The following is a 19,067-nucleotide window of genomic DNA, read 5'->3' as shown; positions in this document are numbered from 1 at the left end:
ATGCAAAAAACTGAAGCTCCAAAAGATAATAATATTAAATTAATCTCAATGCATGACGAGATGAGCTCGTCTTATTTATCTTATGCAATGAGTGTAATTGTTAGTAGAGCTTTACCGGACATAAGAGATGGATTGAAACCTGTTCATAGAAGAATTTTATATGCAATGTACAAAGGTGGATACGACTGGTCAAAACAATTCAGAAAATCTGCGAGAATAGTAGGAGATGTAATTGGTAAATATCACCCTCATGGAGATCAATCAGTTTATGATGCACTGGTTAGAATGGTTCAAGATTTTTCAATGAGCTTACCTCTTGTTCAAGGTCAAGGTAACTTTGGATCAATTGATGGAGATCCTGCTGCTGCAATGAGGTACACTGAAACAAGACTTTCAAAAGTTTCACAGTTTTTAATTGATGATATTGAAAAAAATACTGTTTCATACAAAAGTAACTATGATGAAACTGAAAAAGAACCAACTGTTTTACCAGCACAATATCCAAATCTTTTAGTTAATGGAGCTGGTGGTATAGCTGTAGGTATGGCAACCAGTATTCCTCCACATAATTTAGGCGAAATAATAGATGGAACTTTAGCATTAATTGATAATAAAGATATTAAGGTTAAAGAATTGATGAAACACATTCCTGGACCTGATTTCCCAACTGGTGGTGTTATAATTGGAAAAGATATCATTAAACAAGGATACAATAATGGAAGAGGGTCATTTAAGATTAGAGGTGAAATAGCGTCAGAAACTTTAAAAAATGGAAGAGATAGATTGGTTATTACATCAATTCCATATCAGGTTAACAAATCAGTACTAAATGAGAGAATCGCACAACTTGTTAGAGAGAAAAAAATTGAAGGCATTAAAGATATTAGAGATGAGTCTAATAGAGAGGGAATAAGGGTTGCAATTGATTTAAGAAACGGTGTCGAGCATGAGACGATTAAAAGACAACTTTATAAAAACACTCAAATTGAAAGTTCATTTGGTTTTAATACTTTAGCGATTGTTGAAGGAAAACCAAAAACATGTAATTTAAAAGATTTTTTAACAAGTTTTTTATCTTTTAGAGAAGATGTTGTTATAAAAAAAACTAAATTTGATCTCCAAAAGGCAGAAGAAAGAGCGCATATTTTATTGGGATTATCTGTGTCAGTAGAAAACTTAGATAAGATTATTAAGATTATACGTTCATCTAAAACTCCTGATGACGCTAAACAATCTATATTAAAAATAAAATGGAAAATTAATAAAACTCAAAAACTAATTTCCTTAGTCGAAGGCAAAAAAAGTAAAAATGTTTATTTATTATCAGAGTCTCAAGTTATATCTATTTTAGAATTAAGATTACAAAAATTAACAGCTCTAGGAATTAATGAAATTGAAATTGAAATTAAGAAATTAGCTGAGTTAATAAACAATTACAAAAAAATTATATCTTCAAAAAAAGAACTTTTGAAAGTAATTAGCGAAGAACTTAGAAATATTAAAGAAAAATTTGCTGTCCCAAGAAGAACTAAAATCATTGACGCTGTATTAAATTACGATATTGAGGAAACTATTCAAAAGCAATCTGTAATTATAACTGTCACTTTACAAGGTTATATTAAAAGAGGGTCTTTAGATGGCGTTAAACAACAAAAAAGGGGTGGTAAAGGTAAATCAGGTATCACAACTAGGGACCAAGATTCCGTTGTTCAAACTCTGTCAGTTAACACACACACATCAGTTCTTTTCTTTTCTACAGAAGGATTAGTTTATAAGGTTAAAGCATGGAGGATACCTGAAGGCTCAACAACATCAAAAGGTAAATCATTGTTTAATATTTTGCCACTTAAAAATCATCAATCTATTAGTTCTATAATGCCAATGCCTGAAAATGAAACTGAGTCTAAAAATTATCAAATAATTTTTGCTACAGCCCAAGGTAAAGTTAGAAAAAATAGTTTGGAAGATTTTTCATCAATTAATGCCTCTGGTAAAATAGCAATGAAATTAGACAATAATGATAAAATTGTTGGTGTTAAAATATGTCAAGATGATCAAGATGTTATTTTAAGTACTAAATTTGGTAAATGTATAAGATTTGAAGCAAAAAAATTAAGAGTATTTAAAGGAAGATCGTCAAAAGGAATTAAAGGAATAGAACTAGCTTCAAATGATCAAATTGTATCTTTATCTGTAATAGATAATGATAAAATAAAAAAGAATGGTAAAAAATCTAAAGATGAAAAATCTGAGATTAAAGCTAAGGAAAAGTTCGTTTTATCGATAAGTGAAAATGGGTATGGAAAGAAAACTTCTCACACAGATTATAGAGTTACTAATAGAGGTGGAAAAGGTATAATTGGTATAGTTAACTCACCAAGAAATGGAAACATAACTTCATCATTCCCAGTTTTTGAAGGTGATGAAATACTTATTTCAACAAATAAAGGAAGAGTAATTCGAGTTGCTGTTAAAGAAATAAGAACCGCTGGTAGAAATACTCAAGGAGTAAGAATTATAAAATTATCAGGTGAAGAAAAAGTTGTATCTGCAATTAAAATTGACGATAATCTAATCTAATGAATAAGGTGGCTATTTATCCAGGTACATTCGACCCTATAACTCATGGTCATATTGATGTAATAAAAAAAGCCTTAAAGTTATTTGATAAAATTGTTGTTGGAGTATCAGATGTAAGTAATAAAAATTACTTATTTAGCTCTGAGGAACGCATCAATATTGTTAATAAAGCTTTATTTAAAGATTTAAAATTAAATAAAAAAAAAATATCTGTTATTTCGTTTAGCTCTCTTACAACTGATCTTTGTAAAAAATATAAATCTAATATAATTTTAAGAGGATTAAGAGCTGTTTCTGACTTTGAGTATGAGTTTCAACTTGCTGGTATGAATAGAAAGCTTAACAATAACATTGAAACAATTTTTTTAATGTCTGATGTAGAAAACCAAATAATATCTTCACGATTTGTAAAAGAAATTGTTAAATTAAATGGTGATATAAGAAAATTTACTACCAAAAGTACAATTAAATCTTTAAAAGATAAATATGAGTAGAATTTTAACAAATTTATTTATTTTATTTTTTTTATTTACTAATCAATTAATAGCACAGGAGAATATAATGATTTTAAAATTAAAAGATGGAGATGTCAAAATTGAGTTATTTGAAGATGTAGCTCCAAATCATGTAAAAAGAATTAAAGAACTAGCTGATAGTGGTCAATACGATAATGTTGTATTTCATAGAGTTATCGATGGATTTATGGCTCAAACTGGGGATGTAGAGTTTGGCAATTCATCAAATGACAATTTTGATGTAAGAAGAGCGGGTACAGGAAATTCAAATTTACCAGATTTAAAACAAGAATTTAGTAGTGTTCCTCACGAAAGAGGCACTCTCTCAATGGCAAGAACATCTGATCCAAACAGTGCAAATAGTCAATTTTTCATTTGTTTTGTTCCCACACCTTTTCTAGATAGACAATATACTGTTTTTGGAAAAGTTTTAGAGGGTATGGAGTTTGTTGATAAAATCAAAAGAGGTGAGCCAGCTTCTGACCCAGACAAAATTATCAGTTTTAAGTCACAATAAATTCTTTGAATGGCATTAAAAGATTTTGCCTTTAAAGTTTTAAAAAAAGATAAATTTGCAAGGTCTGGTTTAATTGAAACTCATAGAGGTAATATTAATACGCCTGCTTTTATGCCCGTTGGTACTCAAGCAACTGTAAAAGCTTGTACCATTGATGATATTAAAAAAACTGGATCAGAAATAATATTGTCTAATACTTATCATTTAATGATAAGACCAGGTGTAGATAGAGTTCAGTCAGCTGGTGGACTTCATAATTTTATGAATTGTGATTTACCAATACTTACAGACTCTGGTGGGTTCCAAGTTATGTCTTTATCTAAACTTAATAAAATTGATAGAGAAAAGGGTGCTATTTTTAATTCACACGTTGATGGTAAAAAATTTTATTTAAGTCCTGAAGAAAGTATTAGAATTCAATTAGGACTTAACTCAGATATTATTATGATCATGGATGAGTGTCCCAGAAAATCTGATGATTATGAATTGATAAAAAAATCAATGAACTTATCTTTATATTGGGCAGAAAGATCAAAAAAAGCTTTTGGTCAAAACCCACATAAGGCTCTCTTTGGAATTATTCAAGGTGGGTTATTTAAAGATCTTAGAATTCAATCACTAACTGAATTGACCAAAATTGGCTTTGATGGTTATGCAATGGGTGGACTAGCAGTAGGTGAGTCACAAAATGAAATGTTTAGAGTGTTAGACGATATTAAAAAACATCTTCCAGAAGAAAAACCGCATTATTTAATGGGTGTAGGAACGCCATCAGATATAATTGGTGCTGTAAAAAGAGGTATTGATATGTTTGATTGTGTATTACCTACAAGGTCAGGAAGAACAGGGTTAGCTTTTACATGGGATGGAAGGATAAATATAAAAAATAATAAATACCAAACTGATAATACTCCACTTGATACTAATTGTAGTAATTTAAACCTTAATAAATACTCAAAAAACTATTTAAACCATTTATTTAATACTAATGAAATTCTTGCATCTATGCTTTTAACTCTTCATAACATTAATTTTTATCAAGAATTAATGTCAGCAATCAGAAAAAATATATCTGAAGGTACTTTTGATCAATTTCATGACAAATACATTGATAAGTTGTAGCAGATATTCAAGTTTTAGTTCAATTTGACGTTTGAAAAATTAGAATAATTCTGTATATAACAATTATTCAATTTGAATATATGTGGGCCCTTAGCTCAGTTGGTAGAGCAATTCCCTTTTAAGGAATGGGTCGATGGTTCGAGTCCATCAGGGCTCACCATTTTCTTGAATGTTTAAATTTTAATTGGTGGATAGTCTAAAATTACTTCATTCATCTTTTCATTTAAATCTCTAATTCTATTATCAGACGAAGGATGTGTACTCATAAATTCTGGAGGTTCTTTTCCTTTATTAAGTTCTTTCATACGCTCCCAAATTTTAACTGTCTCTCTAATATCATAACCTGATAATGAGGAAAATATCATTCCAAGATAATCTGCCTCACTTTCTTGTTTTCTATTAAAAGGGTTTAAAATTCCAAGTTGTGCCAATAAGCCAACGGTATTTTGTCCTGTCGTTCTATTAATATCCGATAAAATTCCGCCACTGGCTATGTCAATAATTCTAGTACCAACATTTAATAAAGTTCCTCTACTAGCTCTTTCAACTGAGTGCTTTGCAACAGCATGAGCAATTTCATGACCCATTACAGCAGCAAGACCATTAGTATTTTTGGTTGCATCTAAAATACCTGTATAAACAGCTATTTTACCACCTGGCATGCACCAAGCATTATGCACTTTCTTTTTATCTATTAAAATATATTCCCAATCAAAATTTTTTGTTGGATCATCTAAATTTTCTCTATCAAAATATTTTGAAATTGAATTTTCCATTTTTTTTCCAATTTCTTTAATTTCATTGAGTGTTTTTGTATCATCACTCATTTTTTCTTTATCTTTGATTTTTTCAAAAATCATAGCAGCCTGTGCGTTAAGTTTAGACTCGGAAACAATTTTTAATTGTTTTCTTTCAGTTATTGGCGCAGTAGTACAAGATGGAAGCATAAAACTACCACAGCTACAACCAACATAAGATAAAAATTTTCTTCTATTCATTTTCATATATAATTGATAATATCATTCAATTATGAATCTTAATAATAAAATTTTATTAATATTATTTATTATAGCAATAGTTTTTGTAATTTACTCAAGTTTTAATTGATCATATGTCTAAAAATACAAATAAAAAATCTTTATCTTTAACTCTTAGAAACTATTTTATTACAGGTGTTGTTGTTCTAATACCTATTGGATTTACACTATACCTGACCAAAATTTTAATTGGTATATCTTCAAATATATTACCTAAAAATATTAATCCTAATAGCTATCTTCCTTTTAATATCCCTGGTGTAGAAATTCTAATTTCAATTATTTTTATAACTTTTGTAGGTGGAATTTCCCTATCTTTTTTTGGCAGAAGAATTTTAAAATTAATCGATGATCTGTTTAAAAGAATTCCTTTTTTAAGAACAGTTTATTCAGCAATTGTTCAAATGACAGAAACATTTTCTAAAAAAGATGATAATCAAAAAAGTGTTGTTTTAATTGAGTACCCAAGAAAAGGTGTTTGGGCAGTTGGATTTGCTACTAAAGAAAATAATGGTGAAATGGCAGAAAAAACTAATAAAAAACTCATTAATGTTTTTGTTCCAACCACACCAAATCCTACAAGTGGATTTTTATTAATGTTTCCAATTGAAGATGTTTTATATTTAAACATGACTTTTGAAGAAGCGTCTAAGTTTATAGTTTCTGCAGGAACATCAAATAACAAGTCCTAGGCAATATCATTGATAATATCTGCTCTATCATACAATTTTATAAGTGGTTTAAATTTACTTATATCTTCATTATTCATTTCAATTCTTCTGATTTCTTTTTCAGCAAGAAGGAAAAGATCACTATTTTGAACTGGGTCGGCTAACTTAAAATTTTTAATTCCGCTTTGTTTAAATCCTAAAATGTCACCAAATCCTCTTATTTTCATATCCTCTTCTGAAATGTAAAAACCATCATTAGAATCTTTTAATATATTAATTCTTTTTTTGGCATTTTCGCTTAAATTTGATCTGAACATAAGTATACAAGATGAGTCTTTTTCGCCTCTTCCAACACGACCTCTTAGTTGATGTAATTGTGATAATCCAAATTTATTTGCATTTTCAATTATTATTACGTTAGCATTAGGAAAATCTATACCAACCTCAATAATCGTTGTAGATACTAAAATCTGAAATTCTTTCTTTAAAAATTTATCTAATATAATTTCTTTATCCTCTAAATCAGTTTTGCCATGTAAAAGAGATACTTGATTTGGAAACAATTTATTTAAGTACTCAAATTTCTTAACAGCAGATGAATGGTCTAATTTTTTACTTTCCTCAATTAACGGACACACCCAAAAAATTTGATTTCCAAATTTTATCTCTTTTTTTATAAATTTAATAACGTCATCAATTTTATTTTCTAATTTACTATAAGTTTTAATAGGTTTTCTAGATTTAGGTTTTTCTTTTATAATTGAAAGATCCATATCTCCATAAAAAGTCATAGTTAAAGTTCTTGGAATAGGAGTTGCTGTCATTAATAATACATCGCAATTATTTCCACCTTTATCAGATAATCGTTTTCTTTGATTAACACCAAATTTATGTTGCTCATCAATTATAATAAGTCCTAAATTTTTAAAATTTACTTTTTTTTGAAAAATAGCATGTGTTCCAAAAATTATATGTATTTCGTTATTTGCTAATTTTTTTAAAATTTCTTTTTTAGCTTTATATTCAGATTTACCAGATATTAATTCTATATTAATTTGTTTTGAAAAAAGTTTTTTTGCAAAATTAAAATGTTGTCTTGCTAATATTTCTGTTGGAGCCATTATAGCCACTTGAAATCCAGAATTAACAGTATTGTAGGCAGCAAGCAAAGATACTATAGTTTTTCCACTTCCAACATCACCTTGAAGCAACCTAAACATTTTGTTTGTTGATGAAAGATCATTATTGATTTCTTCAAGTGTCTTTTTTTGATCATAAGTTAATGAAAATTCTAAATTTTTAATTATTTTATTTTGTTTTGTTTTATCTAAAAACTTACTTTCTTTTTTAATTTTTTTAATTTTTTTTCTAATTTCAGAATTTACAAGAAAGGTTGAAAAAATCTCATCAAATGCCAGTCTTTGATAAAAATTTTTTTTATAGTTTTCAATATTCTCTGGTTTATGTAGTTCAATAATAGCTTCATTCCATTTTATATTTTTAAATTTATTTTGAATATTCTTTGAATGCCACTCATCTAGAATGGGGAGATTTGTTATTATTTGAGTAATAATTTTATTGTAGATTTTTTCTGAAATACCCTCTGTTAATGAATAAGTGTTATGTTTTTGTTTTATAAGTGATGAGTCTTCAGAAATATATTTGGGATTAGTGAGTTGATATTTGTTTCTAAAAAATCCAATTTTTCCACTTACAGTAATTTCTTTTCCAAGTGGAAGAACTTTTCTTACATATCCATCATAACTATTAAAAAAAATACAATCAATTTCACCTGTCTCATCCTTGCAACTTACTTTATTTGGTAGATTTCTTATTCTAGGAAAAGAATATTTTAGAGGGACAATAGTAATCGTTTGGTTTTCACCTATTTTCAAATCTTTAATTTTTGTAGATTTGCTTCTGTCTGTATAGGATTTAGGTAATTTCCATATTAAGTCAAAAATATTATTAATTTTCTTTTTTTTTAATAAGTTTGTTGTTTTGATCCCAACACCTTTAAGTTTACTTAAATCTGATAATAAATATTCATAATTACTTTTATTAGTCATAAAGAGATAATATATTATATTTATGACTCTCAATATAGATCTATTAAAAAAAAAGATTATCTATCGATCTAATTATCGTGGTACAAAAGAAATGGATAAACTATTGGGATCTTTTACAAAAAAATATATTGAAATATTAAGCCTTAAAGATCTTACTGATTTAGAAAAATTATTAGATATAGATGATACAAATTTGTATAATTACTATAATGGCTTGAATTGTGATTTAAAATTCAAGGAAAACTACATTAATTCTTTATTTAAAAATTTTAAATACAATGAAGATTAAAATTTGTGGCGGAAGGACTGAGATTCGAACTCAGGAAAGAGTTGCCCCTTTGCCGGTTTTCAAGACCGGTGCATTCAACCACTCTGCCATCCTTCCGTGAGGAGTGTTTTATTATTATAATTATTTAATTCAACCATAAAATAGTCTAATAAAAGCTATAACTAATTAATCAGTTTAATTCCTATGAATAAAGAGTTTAATAAAGGACTATTCTTAGCTGGATTTGGTTCTTTTTGGTGGGGTTTTTTTGGAGTTTTTTATTTTAAATATATTGCATTTATAGGTCATGTAGAATTAGTTGTTCATAGATGTTTGTGGACTACATTTACTTTAATTATAACAACTTTTTTTTTTTCTAAGTGGGATATTTTTTTTACTATAATTAAAAGTAAAAAAAATTTATTTTATTTATTCTTGTCTGGTTTTCTTATTTTTATCAATTGGGCTGTTTGGATATATGCTATAGCAACGAATAGAATAATTGATGCAAGCTTTGGATATTTTATGATGCCGATCTTAAGTGTAATGCTTGGTTATATTTTTTTTAAAGAAAAACTTAATAAGAAAAGAATATTATCTATAGTATTAGTGATTATATCGATTTTATACTTGGTATTGATTAGCTATAAGTCTTTACCGTGGGTAGGAATAATAGTTGCCTTAAGTTGGGGTTTTTATAATCTAATAAGAAAAAAAATTGATATAGACACTGATATAGGTCTTTTAATAGAAAGTTTATATATTTTACCATTTGCAATAGTTACTTTTTACTTAATTTCTATAAATGGGCTTAATGATTTTAAGTTATCTGATCCACCAATGATGTTGTTTATTTTTTTGGCAGGTCCAATGACAGTAATTCCATTATTTTTATATGTTAGAGGTGTTGAGTTGTGTGGACTAGGTCCAACAGGTATGATTTTTTATATTACTCCAACATTGCAATTTTTATTGGGTTATTTTTATTATGATGAACCATTTTCATTGGCAAAATTAGTTAGTTTTATTTTTATTTGGATTGCTGTAATTATATATTTAAAGGATCTTTATGAAACTGGTTAACTATTTATTAATATTTATATTTTTAATTTTTACTCCATCACTTTCAGAAAGTCCATCTGACTTTCTTAAATGGAAAGATAATTTTAAAAAGATTGCTTTAGAAAATGATATTTCTGAAAAAACGTTTGATACAGTTATGGCTAACATAAAATTTCTACCAAATGTAATTAAGTACGACAGATATCAACCAGAATTTTATGAAGATACAAAAACATATATATCAAAAAGAACATCATCTAAAAAAGTTGTTAAAGGACAAGATTTTTACGAAAAAAATAAAAATTTAATTGATAATGTAGAAAATCTCTACAATATTGAAAAAGAACTTCTTTTAGCGTTAATGGGTATTGAGACTAACTTTGGTACTTATGTTGGTAAAATGGATATAATATCATCATTGGCGACTTTAAGTTTTGATAAACGAAGATCAGAATTTTTTTCAAAAGAATTAATAATATTATTAAAGTTAATAGAAAATAATCAAATTGATTACAAAACATTATATGGTTCGTGGGCAGGAGCATTTGGTTATTTTCAATTTATGCCATCAACGATGAAAAACTTTGCTATAGATTTTGATAAAAATAGTTACATTGATTTAAAAAATAATGATGATGCCTATGCATCTGCAGCAAATTATTTAAATAAAATAGGATGGAAAAATAATGAGCCATGTTTTTATAAGGTAGAATTATCAAACGAAATTCCAAATAAATATTTAAATGTTTCAGCAAAAAAAATACATAATAAAAAAAATTTAAAATATTTTAGAAAATATATAATAAATCAAGATATATTAGATAAAAAATTTGACGATTTAACTTCATCGATTGTAACACCTGATAAAGATATTATACCAGACGCTAAAAATTTAAGTCCAGCTTATATCGTTTTTGATAATTATGAAATTATATTACAATGGAACAGATCTTTAAGATTTTCATTAGCCGTATGTACGCTTAAGGAGAAAATAAAAAATGAATTATAAGATTTTATTTATATTATTCCTTACACTCTTAGCAAGTTGTGAGCAGAAAAATCTGAAAAAAAATATTATTAATCAAGAATTAGTAACAAAATATACAAATACAGGTTTTGCTTTAGTTTATAGCGATGTTTTAAAAAAAGAAAAAAAAATCTCAAAAAAAATAAACAATGGATCTTTATTAATTTTTCACAAAAGTTTAAAAAAAAATTCTTTTGTCAAGATAACAAATCCTATTAATCAAAAAACAGTAATCGCTGAAGTTGTTTCAAATAAAGCAAGATTTTCTGATTTTTATAATAGTGTAATAACATTAAGAGTAGCAGAAGAATTATTTTTAGATTTAAATGAACCTTATATTGATATTGTTTTAATCTCACAAAATTCAGTATTTATAGCAAAAAAAGCCAAAACTTTTACTGAAGAGAAAAAAGTTGCAGAAAAAGCTCCTGTTGATGGTATTAAAATTGACAACTTGGGTAATTCAAGTTTACCAAAAAAAGAAATTACAAAAGATCAAATATTTAAATACTCAATAAAGATTGCTGATTTTTATTATAAAGACTCTGCTAAGATCATGCTAGATAGAATTATTAATGAAACAAATATTAAGAATCCTATTATTAGAACAATAACTGATACGAAATATAGGGTATTATTAGGACCGTTTAATGATATAAAAAAATTAGAACACACATTTAATGAAATAAAGTTATTAAATTTTGAAAATATAGAGATTTTAAAAGATGTTTAAAAAATTATTTTTAATACTATTTCTTAGTTTTTTTCATACACAATTAGTTAATGCTAATCTCGATGTTAAAGCTAAGACTGCAATTTTACAAGATTATTATTCAGGTGAAATCTTATTCGAAAAAGAACCTGATATTTCTATATATCCAGCTTCAATGACCAAAATTATGACATCAATAATTGCATTTGATTTGATTAAATCGGGGGATTTAAAATTAAATGAAAAATTTATAATTTCTGAAAGAGCTTGGCGGTTATCTACTTCAGGATATTCTTCAATGTTTATTATGGTGGGTGACGAGGTATCAGTGGAAAATTTACTAAGAGGTATAATAGTTGCTTCTGGAAATGACGCTTGCGTAGCATTAGCAGAAGGTATCGCTGGTACTGAAGACGAGTTTGCAATTTTAATGACCTCAAAAGCAAAAGAAATAGGGATGGAAAATACTAACTTTTCTAACTCATCAGGTATAAGTGATCCGGATAATTACTCAACTGTTAGAGATATTTTAAAAATGTCAAAATATTTAATTGAAAAACATCCAAAATTTTATGAGATGTTTTCAGAAAAAAAATTTACTTGGAATAGAACAGGAGGAGATCCGATAACACAAGGTAATAGAAATCCTCTATTATATAAAAAATTAGGTGCTGACGGAATTAAAACTGGATATTTAGCTGCTGAAAAATACTCATTAGCTTCATCAATTATTAGAAATGGTAGAAGATTGATTGCTGTTGGAAGTGGATTTAATTCAAAAAATTCTAGATCAAGAGAAAGTTCAAAATTACTCACTTACGGTTTAACTAATTTTGATCTCGTCAATATTTCTAAGGCTAATGAACCATTTGAAAAAGTAGATGTATGGCTGGGAAAAGTTGACAAAGTTGACGTTTATACAAATCAAGATATCTACAAAACTATTAAAAAAGCTAAAAAAAAACTTCTAAAAGTTTCTATTAAATATGAAGGCCCTGTTGAAGCTCCGATTAAAAAGGATGAAAAAATTGCTATTTTAAAAGTTGTTTATAATGATGAGTTAGTTGGTGAATACGATTTACATGCTTCACAAGAAGTTAAAAAAGTAAATTTTGTATCTAGATTATTAAAATCACTTAATTATCTCATTTGGGGCGATGTCTAATAAACCAATTATAGTTTTTGAAGGAATAGAGGGAAGTGGAAAAAGTCACCACATTTCTGTTGTTTCTAAATATCTTAAAAAAAAAAGAATTAATCATATAAAGATAAGAGAGCCAGGTGGAAATTCTAATTCAGAAAAAATTAGAAAATTGATTTTAAACAACAAATCTAATTTCAATAAAAATACTGATTTATTATTATATATGGCTGCAAGAAGTGAAAATATAGATGTTATAAAAAAATCATTTAATAAAAAAATAATACTTATTGATAGATTTACAGATTCTACAATAGCATATCAGTATTATGGTATGGGTGTAGATTTAAATTTAATTGAAACTTTAAATAAATCTTTGCTTAAAAATATTAAGGTAGGTTTTACTTTTTTAAATATAGTTAATCAAAAAAATCTTCAAAAAAGATTAAAACAAAGAAAAGCATTAAATAGATATGATAAATTTAAAATGTCTTTTTATAATAAAGTTCAAAATGGATTTATCAAATTATCAAAAAAACAAAAAAATAAATATCAGTTAATAAACTCAAATTTAGAAATTGATAAAAATGAAAAATTGATTTTAAAAAAAATTGATAAATTGATAAAATGAATCTAAATCCGGTTAGTCAATTATTCTTATACGGTCATCACTCTGAATTTAATAATTTTATTAATCTTTATAAAAAAAAAAAACTCCCCAATAAGATATTATTATCTGGTGAAAAAGGAATTGGTAAATCTACATTAGGATATCACATTATTAATTACATCCTATCCATTGATGAGGACCATTCATATGATGTTAAAAATTTTATTATTAATCATAATAATAAATCATTTAAGTTAATTCTGAACAAATCTAATCCAAACTTTATTTTAATTGATATAGAAGACGATAAAAAAAATATTGATATTAATCAAATTAGAAATTTGATTTTAACATTAAATAAATCATCTTTTAACACAAAACCAAGAATTGTACTTATAGATAATATTGAACTTTTAAATATTAATTCGGTCAATGCTTTATTAAAAATACTCGAGGAACCAAACGATAATATATATTTTATATTAATTAATAATAACAAGAAAATACTACCAACACTTAAATCCAGATGTCTTAATTACAATATTCACCTTACCTCAAATCAATCATTTGATATTACAAATAAAATTTTAGGTGAAAATTTTATTGATTCAATTCATGATCAAATGATAAATAATTATGGAACACCAGGATCAATATTGAGTTTATTAGATTTTGCTAATAAAAATGATTTTGATTTAAGAGAAATTAATTTAAAAGATTTAATAAAAAAAATTATAAAAGAAAAAAAATATAAAAAAGATCAATATATTAAGTATTTATTATATTCATTAATAGAAGTCTATTTTAGGAAGAATGTGTCAGTTAAAAATATTAAACTTTTAAAAATACAAAATTATTTTTTAAAAAAAATTTCAAATACAAAAATTTTTAACCTAGATGATGAAAATCTATTAATGGAATTTGAAGATATGGTGTTAAATGGATAAAACGTTTTATATAACTACACCGATTTATTATCCTTCAGCCAAACCACATATGGGGCATGCTTACTCAAGCATTATAGCTGACTTTTTTGCAAGATTTAAAAGAATTGATGGATTTGATGTTCAATTTTTAACTGGTACAGACGAACATGGGTTAAAAATACAACGTTCTGCAGAAAAACAAAATATTGACCCTTTAGAATTTTGCAATCAAATCAGTCAAACATTTAGAGATCTTTCACAAACACTAAATTTAACTAATACAGATTTTATTAGGACTACTGAAGAGAGACATAAAAAAACTGTTCAACATTTATGGAATGAGCTTGAAAAAAATGATGATATTTATTTATCAAAATATTCTGGCTGGTATTCAGTATCTGATGAAGCATTTTATAATGAAGATGAAATAGAAGAATTTAATGGCGTTAAAAGATCTATTTCTTCAAAATCACCTGTTGAATGGATAGAGGAGGAGTCTTACTTTTTTCGATTATCTAAATGGGAAAAACCTTTACTTGATTATTATGAATCACATCCTAATTTTATTGCACCAGAGTCTAGAAAAAATGAAGTTATTAGTTTTGTAAAAAGTGGTTTAAAAGATTTATCTGTAAGTAGAAAAAGTTTTTCTTGGGGAATAAAAGTACCTAATAATAAAGATCATGTAATTTATGTTTGGCTTGACGCTTTAACAAATTATTTAAGTGCATTAAATTATCCTAACACAAATGATAAATTATTTAAAAATTTTTGGCCTGCATCAATACATTTAATTGGTAAAGATATTTTGAGATTTCACGCTGTGTATTGGCCAGCTTTTCTATTAGCAACTAAAATAGAATTACCGTTACGAGTTTTTGGTCATGGTTGGATTCTTTCTGGAGACGAAAAAATGTCTAAATCTAAAGGAAATATTTTAGATCCAATCGAAATAATTAATGAATACGGGTTAGATCCTTTGCGATATTATTTAATCAAAGAAGTATCTTTTGGTAATGATGGAAATATTTCACAAGAGAGACTTGAAAATTGTATAAATAGCGATCTTGCAAATAATTTTGGAAATTTGTGTCAACGTGTTACAACATTTGCTATTAAAAATTGTAATGGAAAAATTCCTTCTGAGATTGAATTTCAAAAAGACGATTTAATTATATTGAATAAATATAAAGTTAATTTAGATAAAATAAGATCAAAAATTGATGAACAAAATATCAATTTTTATATTGATTATATTGTTAATTCACTCTTTGAAGCTAACAAATATTTCAATGATCAAGAACCATGGAATAAAAAAGATAATCTAGTCCGATTAAATACTATCGTTTATACAACTTTAGAAATTGTCAGAAAAATAAGTTTTTTATTAAACCCAATAATCCCTGAGTCTTCTTTAAAAGCTTTAAAAATATTTAATTTAACTCAATCGGATATAGAACTAGAAACTATATCAGATAATGAATTTTTAACTAAAGGTAAAGATATCAACAAGATAGATATACTTTTTAAAAAGATAGAAAAAAAAAATGATTGATTCTCACTGTCATTTAGATCATGAACCATTATTTAGTGATTTAAAAAATGTTATTCAAAGATCAAAAGATGTTGGTATAGAAAAGTTATTAACAATATCAACTTCATTAGAAAGTTTTTCAAGAATTAAAGAACTAATTAAAATTGATGAAATGATATATGGTACAATTGGTATTCACCCACATGAAAGTTCAAAGGATATAATTACATCTAAAGAAATAATTAAAGATTTAAGAGAACACTCTAAGATAATTGGAATAGGAGAGACAGGGTTAGATTTTTATTACAATAATAGTGAAAAAGAAAAACAAATTTCTAGTTTTAAACAACATATAGAAGCTTCTATAGAAACTAATAAGCCACTAATTGTTCATTCTAGAGACGCAGAAAAAGAAACTTTTGAAATACTAAATCAATATAAAAATCAAAATATTAAAATCTTAATGCATTGTTTTACTGGTTCTAAACAATTTTCTGAAAAACTATTAACTCTAAATTCATATTTTTCAGCTAGTGGTATCATTACTTTCAAAAAATCAAATGATTTGCAAGAAACCTTTAAATCATTACCATTAGATAAAGTCTTAATAGAGACAGATAGTCCTTTTTTAGCACCAGTACCAAATAGAGGAAAAAAAAATGAACCCTCTTTTATTGATTTTACTGCAGCAAAACTTGCTGAAATCAAAAATATATCTAAATCAGAACTAATTAGAATTACTACAAATAATTTTAACAGACTTTTTTTTAACTAAGATACTTATGAAATTTATTATACTTGGTTGTGGGAGTTCAATGGGCGTACCAAGACCAGATGGTTTTTTTGGAAATTGTGATCCTAAAAATAAAAAAAATTATAGAACTAGATGTTCTGCTTTAATCAAAACAAGTGAAGAAAATATATTAATTGATACTTCTCCAGATTTACGTCAACAACTTTTAAGACATAACGTTAAAAAAATTGATAGAGTTCTTTATTCTCATATGCATGGGGATCAAACACATGGTATAAATGATTTAAGATCTTTTTATATAAATAGCAAAAAACAAATTAACGTTTATGCTGACATAAATACATCTAAATATTTAAAACATTCCTTTTCGTATATTTTTAATAGTTATTCAAAAGAGTACCCAGCTACTTTAAAATTAAAAAAATTACAAAAAAAAATGATTACAAAAAATAATAACAAAAAAATTAAGATAAAGTCTATAATTGTTGAGCATGGAAAGGTTAAGTCTAATTGCTTTATTATTGACAAAAAATTAGCTTATATAAGTGATGTAAGCAGAATATATAATAAGGACTATAAAGATTTTAAAAATCTTAATTATCTAATAATTGATTGTCTATGGTATGATTATCATCCATCACATTTTAATTTAGAGACATCATTAAATCTAATAAAAAAGTTTAAACCAAAAAATGCTATTTTGACAAATTTATCACCTGTTCTAGATTATAGAATAATAAAAAAACTTTTACCTAAAAATGTTATTCCTGCTCATGATGGACTGACTATTAAATTATAAAAGTTTCTCTATCTTATTTATTATCTTTTTAGACATTGGCTTAGTAAATGATGCAAAGGTATCATTAATTTTTCCATTTTTATCGATTAACAATTTATGAAAATTCCACTTCGGAACTGCTGATTTACCATGGTTATCTTTTGCCCATAGAAATATCTCATGTGCATCTGATCCCTTGACTTCTGTTATGCTTGTTAAAGGAAAATTAATATTAAAATTCATCTCACAAAATTTTTTAACATCAGTATTATTTTTTTCTTCCTGATTAAATGAATTTGATGGGACTCCAAGTACAATTAATCCCTTAGTTTTATATAAATCCCACAATTCTTGTAACTCGTCGTATTGTTTAGTAAATCCGCAGTAACTTGCTGTATTAACTAGTAAAACAACTTTATTTTTGTAATCTTTAAAATCAATTACTTCACCAGAAATACTTTCAATTTTAAAATCATAAAAAATTTTTTCATAATTAGCACTTAAAGAATTTTTAAAAAAAAACATAATTATAATTAATCCTATTAGTTTTAGTTTATTCATTTTAACTTATTTATTTGGAGTAAGGAGTATAAGGAAATAACCAAATAAAGTAGATAGTAAAGATCCTGTTAACACACCAATTTTGACTCCATCCATATACTGCATATTTTCCACAAAAGCTAAATTACCAACAAAAAGGCTCATAGTAAAACCAATACCAGTTAATACTCCAACACCATAAAAATTAAACCAGTTTGAGTCATTTGGCATTTGAGCTATTTTTAATTTTATAGAGATATAAGAAAATATAAAAACACCTAACTGTTTTCCCACAAAAAGACCCAATAAAATTCCTAACGGTACTTTGTTTAATAATGAACTTAAAGTTAATCCCTCTAAGGAAACACCTGCATTAGCAAATGCAAATAATGGCATGATTCCAAAAGCTACATAAGGACTTATTGCATGTTCAATTTTAATTAATAAAGAAAAATCTTTTTCTTTTTTTCTATGAGGTATTGTCATTGCTAATAAAACACCGGCAATAGTTGCATGGATACCCGAGTTGTGAGTAAAATCCCAAAGAAACAATCCAATAACTAAATAAGGTAAGAATTTTTTGACATTAAATTTATTAATTACTAATAGTGCAATAAAAGCAAGCAACATAAGACTTAAGTATTTAATACTTAAATCTCCAGAATAAAAAAGTGCTATAATTACAATAGCCCCTAAGTCATCTATTATTGCTAGTGCTGTCAAAAATACTTTTAAGGACAAAGGAACTCTTTTACCAAGTAAAGATAAAACACCTAAAGAAAATGCTATATCTGTTGCAGAGGGTATGGCCCAACCGTTTAAAGTTTCAGAATCTCCTAGATTTATGTATACATAAATTAAAGCTGGCACCAACATTCCACCTACAGCCGCTATAATTGGAAGTAAAGCTTGTTTAGTATTTGAAAGTTCCCCTTGTAAAAATTCTCTTTTAATTTCTAAGGTTACAAAGAAAAAAAATATAGCCATCAAGGCGTCATTTATCCAATGTAAAACAGATAATTTTAATCCAAAATTATTTACACCAATAAATAAATATTCATTTAATGTTGAAAAATATATCTCAGATAATTCAGAGTTACTAATAACCAAAGCAATAATAGCTGCAAATAATAAAACTAAACCACTTGCAGCTTCTAGTTTAAAAAACCATTTAAAAGGTTTTGATATATAATTAATCATAATA

The 19,067-nt window shown here is 26.3% G+C and carries 19 protein-coding genes and 2 tRNA genes; 16 read left to right on the top strand and 5 right to left on the bottom strand.

Translation table 11 applies throughout. The features are described from left to right. From gyrA to F754_RS0103545, 5 genes are all read left to right on the top strand, one after another. Nucleotides 1-2,580: a DNA gyrase subunit A gene (gyrA, locus tag F754_RS0103565; protein ID WP_023648542.1), complete on the top strand. Its 2,580-nt coding sequence runs from the start codon at nucleotides 1-3 to the stop codon at nucleotides 2,578-2,580. Then, nucleotides 2,580-3,074, top strand: coding sequence for a pantetheine-phosphate adenylyltransferase (gene coaD / locus F754_RS0103560; protein WP_023648541.1), 495 nt, complete (start codon nucleotides 2,580-2,582; stop codon nucleotides 3,072-3,074). Before gyrA ends, coaD begins: the two co-directional genes overlap by 1 nt. Next, nucleotides 3,067-3,612, top strand: a complete 546-nt coding sequence (locus F754_RS0103555; RefSeq protein WP_023648540.1) for a peptidylprolyl isomerase — start codon at nucleotides 3,067-3,069, stop codon at nucleotides 3,610-3,612. The genes coaD and F754_RS0103555 overlap by 8 nt, the downstream gene beginning before the upstream one ends. A gap of 9 nt (nucleotides 3,613-3,621) precedes the next feature. Continuing rightward, nucleotides 3,622-4,734, top strand: a complete 1,113-nt coding sequence (gene tgt, locus F754_RS0103550; protein ID WP_023648539.1) for a tRNA guanosine(34) transglycosylase Tgt — start codon at nucleotides 3,622-3,624, stop codon at nucleotides 4,732-4,734. Nucleotides 4,735-4,818: 84 nt separating this feature from the next. Continuing rightward, a tRNA-Lys gene (locus tag F754_RS0103545) sits at nucleotides 4,819-4,894 on the top strand. A gap of 13 nt (nucleotides 4,895-4,907) precedes the next feature. On the opposite strand, the gene F754_RS0103540 is transcribed toward F754_RS0103545, so the two are convergent. Then, nucleotides 4,908-5,732, bottom strand: a complete 825-nt coding sequence (locus tag F754_RS0103540) for a M48 family metalloprotease (protein ID WP_023648538.1) — start codon at nucleotides 5,730-5,732, stop codon at nucleotides 4,908-4,910. Between the two features lie 113 nt (nucleotides 5,733-5,845). On the opposite strand from F754_RS0103540, the gene F754_RS0103535 reads away from it, so the two are divergent. After that, on the top strand, nucleotides 5,846-6,463 hold the full coding sequence (locus F754_RS0103535; RefSeq protein ID WP_023648537.1) for a DUF502 domain-containing protein: 618 nt from the start codon (nucleotides 5,846-5,848) through the stop codon (nucleotides 6,461-6,463). Here the strand turns inward: F754_RS0103535 and recG are convergent. Next, on the bottom strand, nucleotides 6,460-8,511 hold the full coding sequence (gene recG / locus F754_RS0103530) for an ATP-dependent DNA helicase RecG (RefSeq protein ID WP_023648536.1): 2,052 nt from the start codon (nucleotides 8,509-8,511) through the stop codon (nucleotides 6,460-6,462). The genes F754_RS0103535 and recG overlap by 4 nt on opposite strands. A 22-nt stretch (nucleotides 8,512-8,533) precedes the next feature. Here recG and F754_RS0103525 point away from each other — a divergent pair, with 22 nt between their 5' ends. Further along, nucleotides 8,534-8,800 carry a succinate dehydrogenase assembly factor 2 gene (locus F754_RS0103525; RefSeq protein ID WP_023648535.1) on the top strand — a complete coding sequence of 89 codons (267 nt, stop codon included), beginning with the start codon at nucleotides 8,534-8,536 and terminating at the stop codon, nucleotides 8,798-8,800. Nucleotides 8,801-8,806: 6 nt separating this feature from the next. Here the strand turns inward: F754_RS0103525 and F754_RS0103520 are convergent. Then, nucleotides 8,807-8,896: transfer RNA gene (locus F754_RS0103520), tRNA-Ser, on the bottom strand. An 87-nt stretch (nucleotides 8,897-8,983) separates the two neighbouring features. Between F754_RS0103520 and rarD the strand changes: the two genes are divergently transcribed. The 9 genes from rarD to F754_RS0103475 are packed head-to-tail and all read left to right on the top strand — an operon-like array spanning nucleotide 8,984 to nucleotide 17,344. Beyond that, nucleotides 8,984-9,862 carry an EamA family transporter RarD gene (gene rarD / locus F754_RS0103515; RefSeq protein WP_023648534.1) on the top strand — a complete coding sequence of 293 codons (879 nt, stop codon included), beginning with the start codon at nucleotides 8,984-8,986 and terminating at the stop codon, nucleotides 9,860-9,862. Next, the gene (locus tag F754_RS0103510) at nucleotides 9,849-10,850 is read left to right on the top strand and encodes a lytic murein transglycosylase (protein WP_023648533.1); all 1,002 of its coding nucleotides are present in this window, start codon (nucleotides 9,849-9,851) and stop codon (nucleotides 10,848-10,850) included. The genes rarD and F754_RS0103510 overlap by 14 nt, the downstream gene beginning before the upstream one ends. Beyond that, nucleotides 10,840-11,601, top strand: coding sequence for a hypothetical protein (locus F754_RS0103505; protein ID WP_023648532.1), 762 nt, complete (start codon nucleotides 10,840-10,842; stop codon nucleotides 11,599-11,601). Before F754_RS0103510 ends, F754_RS0103505 begins: the two co-directional genes overlap by 11 nt. Next, entirely contained in the window at nucleotides 11,594-12,745 is a 1,152-nt protein-coding gene (locus tag F754_RS0103500; RefSeq protein WP_023648531.1) for a D-alanyl-D-alanine carboxypeptidase, read from the top strand. Before F754_RS0103505 ends, F754_RS0103500 begins: the two co-directional genes overlap by 8 nt. Next, on the top strand, nucleotides 12,738-13,352 hold the full coding sequence (tmk, locus tag F754_RS0103495) for a dTMP kinase (RefSeq protein ID WP_023648530.1): 615 nt from the start codon (nucleotides 12,738-12,740) through the stop codon (nucleotides 13,350-13,352). The genes F754_RS0103500 and tmk overlap by 8 nt, the downstream gene beginning before the upstream one ends. Beyond that, complete coding sequence (locus F754_RS0103490) at nucleotides 13,349-14,278, top strand: AAA family ATPase (RefSeq protein WP_023648529.1); 930 nt, start codon at nucleotides 13,349-13,351, stop codon at nucleotides 14,276-14,278. The genes tmk and F754_RS0103490 overlap by 4 nt, the downstream gene beginning before the upstream one ends. Beyond that, nucleotides 14,271-15,812 carry a methionine--tRNA ligase gene (locus F754_RS0103485; protein ID WP_023648528.1) on the top strand — a complete coding sequence of 514 codons (1,542 nt, stop codon included), beginning with the start codon at nucleotides 14,271-14,273 and terminating at the stop codon, nucleotides 15,810-15,812. Before F754_RS0103490 ends, F754_RS0103485 begins: the two co-directional genes overlap by 8 nt. Then, a complete protein-coding gene (locus F754_RS0103480; RefSeq protein ID WP_023648527.1) occupies nucleotides 15,805-16,566 on the top strand; it encodes a TatD family hydrolase in 762 nt (253 codons plus the stop codon). Before F754_RS0103485 ends, F754_RS0103480 begins: the two co-directional genes overlap by 8 nt. A 7-nt stretch (nucleotides 16,567-16,573) precedes the next feature. Next, nucleotides 16,574-17,344 carry an MBL fold metallo-hydrolase gene (locus tag F754_RS0103475; RefSeq protein ID WP_023648526.1) on the top strand — a complete coding sequence of 257 codons (771 nt, stop codon included), beginning with the start codon at nucleotides 16,574-16,576 and terminating at the stop codon, nucleotides 17,342-17,344. Here F754_RS0103475 and F754_RS0103470 read toward each other — a convergent pair. Both F754_RS0103470 and nhaA read right to left on the bottom strand, forming a co-directional pair. Next, on the bottom strand, nucleotides 17,339-17,848 hold the full coding sequence (locus F754_RS0103470) for a glutathione peroxidase (protein ID WP_034391205.1): 510 nt from the start codon (nucleotides 17,846-17,848) through the stop codon (nucleotides 17,339-17,341). The genes F754_RS0103475 and F754_RS0103470 overlap by 6 nt on opposite strands. Nucleotides 17,849-17,890: 42 nt before the next feature. Further along, nucleotides 17,891-19,063, bottom strand: a complete 1,173-nt coding sequence (gene nhaA, locus F754_RS0103465; RefSeq protein WP_023648524.1) for a Na+/H+ antiporter NhaA — start codon at nucleotides 19,061-19,063, stop codon at nucleotides 17,891-17,893. Nucleotides 19,064-19,067: the final 4 nt, after the last annotated feature.

This window comes from Candidatus Pelagibacter ubique HTCC8051 (genome assembly GCF_000472605.1).
GTDB classification, from domain to species: domain Bacteria; phylum Pseudomonadota; class Alphaproteobacteria; order Pelagibacterales; family Pelagibacteraceae; genus Pelagibacter; species Pelagibacter communis_B.
This window is presented reverse-complemented; position numbering and strand designations above follow the sequence as displayed.

What these genes read in the sequence shown, in the direction of transcription:
- gyrA (WP_023648542.1), top strand. Translation starts at nt 1, where the DNA reads ATGCAAAAAACTGAAGCTCCAAAAGATAATAATATTAAATTAATCTCA.
- coaD (WP_023648541.1), top strand. Translation starts at nt 2,580, where the DNA reads ATGAATAAGGTGGCTATTTATCCAGGTACATTCGACCCTATAACTCAT.
- F754_RS0103555 (WP_023648540.1), top strand. Translation starts at nt 3,067, where the DNA reads ATGAGTAGAATTTTAACAAATTTATTTATTTTATTTTTTTTATTTACT.
- tgt (WP_023648539.1), top strand. Translation starts at nt 3,622, where the DNA reads ATGGCATTAAAAGATTTTGCCTTTAAAGTTTTAAAAAAAGATAAATTT.
- F754_RS0103540 (WP_023648538.1), bottom strand. Translation starts at nt 5,732, where the DNA reads ATGAATAGAAGAAAATTTTTATCTTATGTTGGTTGTAGCTGTGGTAGT.
- F754_RS0103535 (WP_023648537.1), top strand. Translation starts at nt 5,846, where the DNA reads ATGTCTAAAAATACAAATAAAAAATCTTTATCTTTAACTCTTAGAAAC.
- recG (WP_023648536.1), bottom strand. Translation starts at nt 8,511, where the DNA reads ATGACTAATAAAAGTAATTATGAATATTTATTATCAGATTTAAGTAAA.
- F754_RS0103525 (WP_023648535.1), top strand. Translation starts at nt 8,534, where the DNA reads ATGACTCTCAATATAGATCTATTAAAAAAAAAGATTATCTATCGATCT.
- rarD (WP_023648534.1), top strand. Translation starts at nt 8,984, where the DNA reads ATGAATAAAGAGTTTAATAAAGGACTATTCTTAGCTGGATTTGGTTCT.
- F754_RS0103510 (WP_023648533.1), top strand. Translation starts at nt 9,849, where the DNA reads ATGAAACTGGTTAACTATTTATTAATATTTATATTTTTAATTTTTACT.
- F754_RS0103505 (WP_023648532.1), top strand. Translation starts at nt 10,840, where the DNA reads ATGAATTATAAGATTTTATTTATATTATTCCTTACACTCTTAGCAAGT.
- F754_RS0103500 (WP_023648531.1), top strand. Translation starts at nt 11,594, where the DNA reads ATGTTTAAAAAATTATTTTTAATACTATTTCTTAGTTTTTTTCATACA.
- tmk (WP_023648530.1), top strand. Translation starts at nt 12,738, where the DNA reads ATGTCTAATAAACCAATTATAGTTTTTGAAGGAATAGAGGGAAGTGGA.
- F754_RS0103490 (WP_023648529.1), top strand. Translation starts at nt 13,349, where the DNA reads ATGAATCTAAATCCGGTTAGTCAATTATTCTTATACGGTCATCACTCT.
- F754_RS0103485 (WP_023648528.1), top strand. Translation starts at nt 14,271, where the DNA reads ATGGATAAAACGTTTTATATAACTACACCGATTTATTATCCTTCAGCC.
- F754_RS0103480 (WP_023648527.1), top strand. Translation starts at nt 15,805, where the DNA reads ATGATTGATTCTCACTGTCATTTAGATCATGAACCATTATTTAGTGAT.
- F754_RS0103475 (WP_023648526.1), top strand. Translation starts at nt 16,574, where the DNA reads ATGAAATTTATTATACTTGGTTGTGGGAGTTCAATGGGCGTACCAAGA.
- F754_RS0103470 (WP_034391205.1), bottom strand. Translation starts at nt 17,848, where the DNA reads ATGTTTTTTTTTAAAAATTCTTTAAGTGCTAATTATGAAAAAATTTTT.
- nhaA (WP_023648524.1), bottom strand. Translation starts at nt 19,063, where the DNA reads ATGATTAATTATATATCAAAACCTTTTAAATGGTTTTTTAAACTAGAA.